We start from the raw sequence: 6,606 nt of genomic DNA, 5'->3' as shown, positions 1-6,606 counted from the left end.
TCCGGCCCCTCTCGAGGTAGATAGGTTCTTATACCTACTCGTTAGAAGAAATTTATGATAGTTTGGAAGATACAACAGGTTTCCGTCCCCTCTCGAGGTAGATAGGTTCTTATACAAAACAAACGGTTTAATTCCTGTAGCTTGGCTATAATTTCCGTCCCCTCTCGAGGTAGATAGGTTCTTATACCCATATTTCGTGGTTGGATTTAAAAACAAACACAAGATATAACCTATTTGGAAACTAATTATAGTATACCATAAATTGTAAGAGTTTTCACATCAAAAAAAACAAACAATCTGCATCTTCTAGCTCTCTATCATCGGTATTCAAACGAATAGTCTCTTCTCGATTCCCAACATAGACAATAATGTTATCAAATTCGCTAGGATCATAAAAATATTCCAATTCTCGAATCAAGACTTGATAACTAGCCTTCTCTAGGTCAACCTCAAAACAAGAGCGTTGGACTCTCATCCCAAATCCTTCTAACAATTTAGCTAATCGTAATCTTCTTTTATTGCTAATAATATCGTAGATTATCAGACAAAAGAGGGATTTCTTTTTAGCAAATTCCTTTTCTTCTCCTGATAAATGATAATATAATCCCATCACTCTTCTCCTGTATAGACTGTTACATACAAATGACTATCCTGCTGTTCAAAAGCCCGAATCAAGCGCTTAATCTGCTGGTCAGCCGTGTAAAAGAAAGAATAGCGCTTTTTATCCAGCTCGATATACTGATGTATCTCTAGCATCCTCTCTCTCATAGCTAGAAGAAATACTTTCCTTCCCTCATCTTTTAAAATAAAAGTACCATCAGCCTTTGTTTCAAAATGCTCATCTTTTAAACTCTCTTCCAAAATCAATTGCATGATCGTATTGTCTACAATGACTGGTCTCCACTCCTCCATCAAATCGCTCGCAAGACAAGCGTGATGACCATGGCTCTGATGTAGGACACCAAATCCATAACTTAAGCCATTTTTCCGTATCAAACCCAAGAAGCAAGAGTAAAGAATGGAGTAGCCAAAATTTAGTAAACAATTGAAAGAATCCGTAGCAGGCCGCCTCCTACGACCGTAAAAACGAAAAGAATCCGGTACTAGTAAGCTCAGATAGTAAAAATAAGATTTCGCAATACGACGACCTTCATACCCCATTATCTGCGAGATGGACTCTGACTCCTTTATTTTCTGGAGGGTTAAATGAAAACGTCCAAATTCATCTACTGACAAGATTCCATCTTGATTATAGCTTTTCAACAAGGAAAGTTGATGCTTAACTTTAGCAGATACGATTTCCTTTGAAAGAGCTAGACAAAAGTCTTGGTCTAGGCAAGCCCTGACTTGTTTCTCTTGCTTATCAAAGTCTTCTTGACGATAAGAATCTAAACAAGCCAAAAATTTTCCCTCGCTAGAAAAGTAGTAGACATTAATATTCTCCCTTGCTAAAGCTTTCAATAATTGCATACTTATTTGAGTCTGACCCAAAATTAAAAGATTGTCTACAAGGTAGATGGATACTTCTCTCTCGATTTCTCGCTGACTATTTTTTATGATGATTTTCTGATTGGATAGTCCTAAAAAGTAGTCCGATTTTTGTACAAATAAATCACTCATCTATCACTTTCCCTCCTCAAATCATAAAGGATACTAGTCTATCACTTTTCAAAAAATTGTCAACTATTTTTTGTACTTTTTTAAAAGAAAAAACGAACCAGCTTGACTGATTCGTTTCGTGACTGCTAACTCCTACTTCCGATACATTTTAAACTGTAGGAAGAGGTCGCTATATTTGCCTGTCCATTTATGGTCAAATTTCTCATAAACTTCTAGGTGTTTCATGGTTTCAGCGTCTGGATAGAAGGCCTTGTCTTCTTTTTTCTCCTCTGGGAGCAATTCCTTAGCTGGTAGGTTTGGTGTTGAGTAGCCGACATACTCTGCATTTTTGAGAGCATTTTCAGGTTTCAACATAAAGTTGATAAAGGCATAGGCGGCATCTTGGTTTTTGACTGTTTTGGGAATGACCATATTGTCAAACCAAAGGTTGCTGGCCTCAGTCGGTACCACATAGCGTAAATTTTCGTTTTTTTCTAGCATTTGACTAGCTTCGCCAGAGAAGGTCACACCGATTGCAGCGTTATTCTGAATCATGTAGCCCTTCATCTCGTCCGCCACAATAGCCTTGATATTTGGAGTCAACTTGTAGAGCTTGTCCACTGTCTCTTCTAACTGCTGGGTATCCTTGGAGTTGAGGCTGTAGCCGAGGGAATTGAGTCCCAGTCCCAGTACCTCACGCGCCCCATCAAAAAGCATGATAGAGTTCTTATACTCTGGCTTCCAGAGGTCATCCCAATGCTCAGGCGCTTCCTCTACCATGGTTTCATTATAGACAATTCCCAGTGTTCCCCAGAAGTAAGGGATGGAGAATTTATTGCCTGGGTCAAAGGACTGGTTGAGGAACTCCGGTCCGATATTTTCAAGACCTTCAAGTTTTGAATAATCAAGCGGAACCAAGAGGTCTTCGTCCTTCATCTTGTTAATCATGTATTCACTAGGAATAGCAATATCGTAGGTCGTTCCACCCTGCTTGATCTTGGTATACATGGCTTCGTTGGAGTCAAAGGTCTCGTATTGGACTTGAATGCCTGTTTCTTCTGTGAATTGCTCCAAGAGTTCTGGATCGATATAGTCTCCCCAGTTGTAGATAACCAATTTTTGACTATCTCGGCTATTGATTTTACTATCTAAATGCGTCGCAATTCCCCATAAGACGAGGATAATGGCTGCAATTCCTGCTAAAAATGAATAGAGTTTTTTCATGCTTGCTCCTCCTTCTCACGTGAGATAAAGTAATATCCAACAACCAGGATAATACTAAAGAGAAAGACGAGGGCAGACAGGGCATTGATTTCTAAGGAAATCCCCTTACGAGCTCGAGAGTAGATCTCGACTGATAGGGTTGAAAAGCCATTTCCCGTTACGAAGAAGGTCACGGCAAAGTCATCTAGCGAATAGGTGAAGGCCATGAAGTAACCTGCAATGATAGACGGAGTCAGGTAAGGAAGCATAATTTCCTTGAACATCTGAAATTGACTGGCACCAAGGTCATAGGCCGCATGAATCATGTCACCGTTCATTTCCTTGAGTCGAGGCAAGACCATCAAGACCACGATAGGAATGGAGAAGGCCACGTGACTAGATAGAACGGTCAAAAAGCCAAGTGAAAACTTGAGTTGGGTAAAAAGAATCAAGAAGCTGGCACCAATCATAACATCAGGCGCAACCATGAGGATATTATTGAGTGAAAGAAAGGCTTCTTGGTATTTCTTACGAGATTGATAAATATAAATGGCACCAAAAGTCCCGATAATGGTCGCAATCAAGGCTGACAGGAAGGCCAAGAAAAAGGTCTGAGTCACAATCAACATGAGACGACCATCGCCAAACATGGTTTTAAAATGGCTCAGGCTAAAGCCTGTAAAGCTATTCATGTCGTTGCCTGCATTAAAGGCATAACCAATCAAGTAAAAAATCGGCAGGTAGAGGACAAGAAAGACCAGTCCCAGATAAAGGTTGGCAAATTTTTTCATCGTTCTCTCCTTTCCTTGGTCACCCACATGGTGATGAACATGGTCAAGATGAGAATTACACCGATGGTTGAACCCATACCGTAGTTGTCATTGGTCAGGAAGTTCTGCTCAATGGCTGTCCCCAAGGTGATAACGCGGTTCCCACCAATCAAACGGGTCAACATGAAGAGACTCAAGCTAGGGATAAAGACCGACTGAACTCCACTTCGCACGCCATTCATAGACAGAGGGAAGATGACATGACGGAAGGTCTCCCACTTGGTCGCACCTAGGTCATAGCTGGCATTGATGAGATTGTTATCCATATCGTCCAAGACATTGAAAATGGGCAAAATCATAAAGGGAAGCTCGATGTAGCTTGCGACAAAGATAAAGGAGAAATCGGTAAAGAGCAACTGTTGTGAACCGATTCCGATAAATTCCAAGAATTGGTTAATAGAGCCATTTTGACCAAAAATCCCGATAAAGGCATAGGCTTTGAGGAGTAAATTGATCCAGGTTGGTAAAATAATCAGCATGAGCCATAGTTGACGGTGCTTGAGACGAGTCAAAAAGAGGGCTGTTGGATAGCTGATAAGCAAGGTCACAAAGGTCACAATCCCTGCATAGAGTACAGAGTTGAAACTCATTTTTAGGTAGGTCAAGTTTTGTGACGCAAAGTAAGATTTATAGTTTTCTAAACTAAACTGGCCTTCGATGTTGAAAAAGGATTGACCGAAAATCAAGACCAAGGGTGCCAACACAAAGAGGGCAATCCAAAGCATGTAGGGCACTACAAAGAGTTTAGAGCTTGTTTTCTTCATCTCTTTCCTCCTCAATTGCATTGATCAGACCTGCTTCTTGCTCTTCGATTTCTACGTACTCCTCAATACGAGCATCAAACTCTTCTTCAGTTTCATTGAGGCGCATGATGTGGATGTCTTCTGGTTCAAAGTCCAGACCAATTTCCTCACCCACGATGGCCTTACGAGTCGAGTGAATCATCCATTCATTTCCAAGCTCGTCATAGGCGATAATTTCATAGTGCACCCCACGGAAGAGCTGAGTATCGACCTTAACTTGGAGCTTGCCTTCTTCAGGAAGGGTAATCCGCAAGTCCTCTGGACGAATAACGACCTCAACAGGTTCATTTGGCTTCATCCCTCCATCGACCGCTTCGAAGCGTTTGCCGTTAAACTCAACCAAGTAGTCCTCAATCATGGTTCCTGGCAAGATATTTGACTCACCGATAAAGGTCGCAACAAAATGGTTAATCGGCTCATCGTAGATATCCACAGGTGTTCCAGACTGGACAATCTCGCCATCATTCATGACAAAAATCCAGTCACTCATGGCCAGTGCTTCTTCCTGATCGTGAGTGACAAAGACAAAGGTAATGCCCAATCGTTGTTGTAGTTCACGCAGTTCGTACTGCATATCTGTTCGTAATTTTAAGTCAAGCGCTGACAGAGGCTCGTCCAACAAAACCACACGAGGTTGGTTGATGATGGCACGGGCGATAGCCACACGCTGGCGTTGTCCTCCAGAAAGTTTGCGGATGGAACGTTTTTCATACCCTTCCAACTGAACCATCTTAAGAACTTCCGCTACGCGTTTCTCGATTTCTTTCTTGTCAATCTTACGCAAGCGAAGTGGAAAGGCAACATTTTCAAATACATTCATATGTGGGAACAAGGCATAGGATTGAAAGACGGTATGGACATCTCGCTTGTTGGTTGGGATATCATTGATACGGACACCGTCCAGCAAAATATCTCCTGTCGTCGCATCCAGTAAACCTGCAATGATGTTAAGGATAGTTGATTTCCCTGAACCAGATGCGCCTAGAAGGGTGTAAAATTTCCCCTCTTCCAACTCAAAGTTGATGTCTTTGAGAACCTTGGTGTTGCTGTCTTCAAAAACTTTAGAGACGTTTTTGAATTCAATAATTGGTTTTTTCAATTGTCATTTATTCCTTCTTTTTCATAGATTAACAGATCAGGGCTCTGTCAGGCCGCCACTACCTCGTGTAGGAGACTGAACTGCCTACATTCTTCTGCACTGACGATAGGCTTTCACCCCCTTTCCATGATATAGCAGCAGCTTTTCAACTACAGCTTTCTACTTGCTTTCACCTAAAATACGGACTTCTCTCTCAAGAGTAACGCCAGAGTGCTCCTTGACTTTTTCGATCACAGACTCAATCAAGTCCTCGTAGTCTTTGGCCGTTCCGTCTGCAACATTGATCATAAATCCTGCGTGCTTTTCAGACACTTCAACACCACCGATACGATAGCCTTTCAAGCCAGCTTCTGAAATTAATTGACCTGCAAAATGTCCTACTGGACGCTTAAAGACCGAACCACAAGATGGATATTCTAAAGGTTGCTTGAGTTCACGTAGATGCGTCAAGCGATCCATTTCTTGCTTGATAACCTGATGGCTTCCTGGAGCAAGGGCAAATTTAGCTGACAAGACAACTGCACCAGACTCTTGAATGGCTGAGTGGCGATAACCAAAAGCCAAGTCCTTGACAGACAGGGTCTCGATTTCTCCGTCCTTAGTCAAAATCTTACAAGACTGTAAGATGTGGGCAATCTCGCCACCATAGGCACCGGCATTCATAAAGACAGCACCACCAACACTTCCTGGAATGCCACAAGCAAACTCAAAGCCAGTCAAACTATGACGAAGGGCAATGCGTGTCGTTTCAATCAAGTTAGTCCCTGCTTCTGCTTCGATGGTATAGCCATCAACGGAAACATTATTGAGCTTGTCACACAAGATGACAAATCCACGAATCCCACCATCACGAACGATGATGTTGCTGGCATTCCCAAGAACCATCCAAGGGATATTTTCTTGATTGGCAAATTTAACAACGCGAGCTAACTCAAAACGATTTCGTGGAAAGACCAAATAATCGGCCTCTCCACCTACTTTTGTATAACTATAGCTATGCAAGGGTTCCTTAAAACGGATATCAATCCCTTCTAAGATTTCAAGCATTTTTTCTTTTACTGACATGACACTC

The 6,606-nt window shown here is 41.9% G+C and carries 7 protein-coding genes; all 7 read right to left on the bottom strand.

Features of this window, described 5'->3' with window-relative positions; genetic code table 11:
• Nucleotides 1-274: 274 nt before the first annotated feature.
• The 7 genes from cas2 to murB all read right to left on the bottom strand — a co-directional run bounded on the left by cas2 (nt 275) and on the right by murB (nt 6,599).
• A complete protein-coding gene (gene cas2, locus HMPREF2628_RS05330; RefSeq protein WP_033681614.1) occupies nt 275-610 on the bottom strand; it encodes a CRISPR-associated endonuclease Cas2 in 336 nt (111 codons plus the stop codon).
• Nucleotides 610-1,620 (bottom strand): CRISPR-associated endonuclease Cas1, encoded by a 1,011-nt coding sequence (gene cas1, locus HMPREF2628_RS05325; protein WP_033681613.1) that lies wholly within the window; start codon nt 1,618-1,620, stop codon nt 610-612. The genes cas2 and cas1 overlap by 1 nt, the downstream gene beginning before the upstream one ends.
• Nucleotides 1,621-1,752: 132 nt before the next feature.
• Nucleotides 1,753-2,823 (bottom strand): ABC transporter substrate-binding protein, encoded by a 1,071-nt coding sequence (locus HMPREF2628_RS05320; RefSeq protein WP_070842542.1) that lies wholly within the window; start codon nt 2,821-2,823, stop codon nt 1,753-1,755.
• Complete coding sequence (locus HMPREF2628_RS05315) at nt 2,820-3,593, bottom strand: ABC transporter permease (RefSeq protein ID WP_000712740.1); 774 nt, start codon at nt 3,591-3,593, stop codon at nt 2,820-2,822. The genes HMPREF2628_RS05320 and HMPREF2628_RS05315 overlap by 4 nt, the downstream gene beginning before the upstream one ends.
• On the bottom strand, nt 3,590-4,396 hold the full coding sequence (locus HMPREF2628_RS05310) for an ABC transporter permease (RefSeq protein WP_000753801.1): 807 nt from the start codon (nt 4,394-4,396) through the stop codon (nt 3,590-3,592). Before HMPREF2628_RS05310 ends, HMPREF2628_RS05315 begins: the two co-directional genes overlap by 4 nt.
• Nucleotides 4,377-5,534: an ABC transporter ATP-binding protein gene (locus HMPREF2628_RS05305; RefSeq protein ID WP_000742895.1), complete on the bottom strand. Its 1,158-nt coding sequence runs from the start codon at nt 5,532-5,534 to the stop codon at nt 4,377-4,379. Before HMPREF2628_RS05305 ends, HMPREF2628_RS05310 begins: the two co-directional genes overlap by 20 nt.
• Before the next feature lie 159 nt (nt 5,535-5,693).
• Nucleotides 5,694-6,599: a UDP-N-acetylmuramate dehydrogenase gene (murB, locus tag HMPREF2628_RS05300; RefSeq protein WP_070842541.1), complete on the bottom strand. Its 906-nt coding sequence runs from the start codon at nt 6,597-6,599 to the stop codon at nt 5,694-5,696.
• Nucleotides 6,600-6,606 lie beyond the last annotated feature (7 nt).

Source organism: Streptococcus sp. HMSC063B03 (genome assembly GCF_001836965.1).
Classification (GTDB): domain Bacteria; phylum Bacillota; class Bacilli; order Lactobacillales; family Streptococcaceae; genus Streptococcus; species Streptococcus pneumoniae_F.
This window is presented reverse-complemented; position numbering and strand designations above follow the sequence as displayed.

Coding starts and splice junctions, on each gene's coding strand:
- HMPREF2628_RS05315 (WP_000712740.1), bottom strand. CDS start 3,593: ATGAAAAAATTTGCCAACCTTTATCTGGGACTGGTCTTTCTTGTCCTC.
- HMPREF2628_RS05320 (WP_070842542.1), bottom strand. CDS start 2,823: ATGAAAAAACTCTATTCATTTTTAGCAGGAATTGCAGCCATTATCCTC.
- cas2 (WP_033681614.1), bottom strand. CDS start 610: ATGGGATTATATTATCATTTATCAGGAGAAGAAAAGGAATTTGCTAAA.
- cas1 (WP_033681613.1), bottom strand. CDS start 1,620: ATGAGTGATTTATTTGTACAAAAATCGGACTACTTTTTAGGACTATCC.
- HMPREF2628_RS05310 (WP_000753801.1), bottom strand. CDS start 4,396: ATGAAGAAAACAAGCTCTAAACTCTTTGTAGTGCCCTACATGCTTTGG.
- murB (WP_070842541.1), bottom strand. CDS start 6,599: ATGTCAGTAAAAGAAAAAATGCTTGAAATCTTAGAAGGGATTGATATC.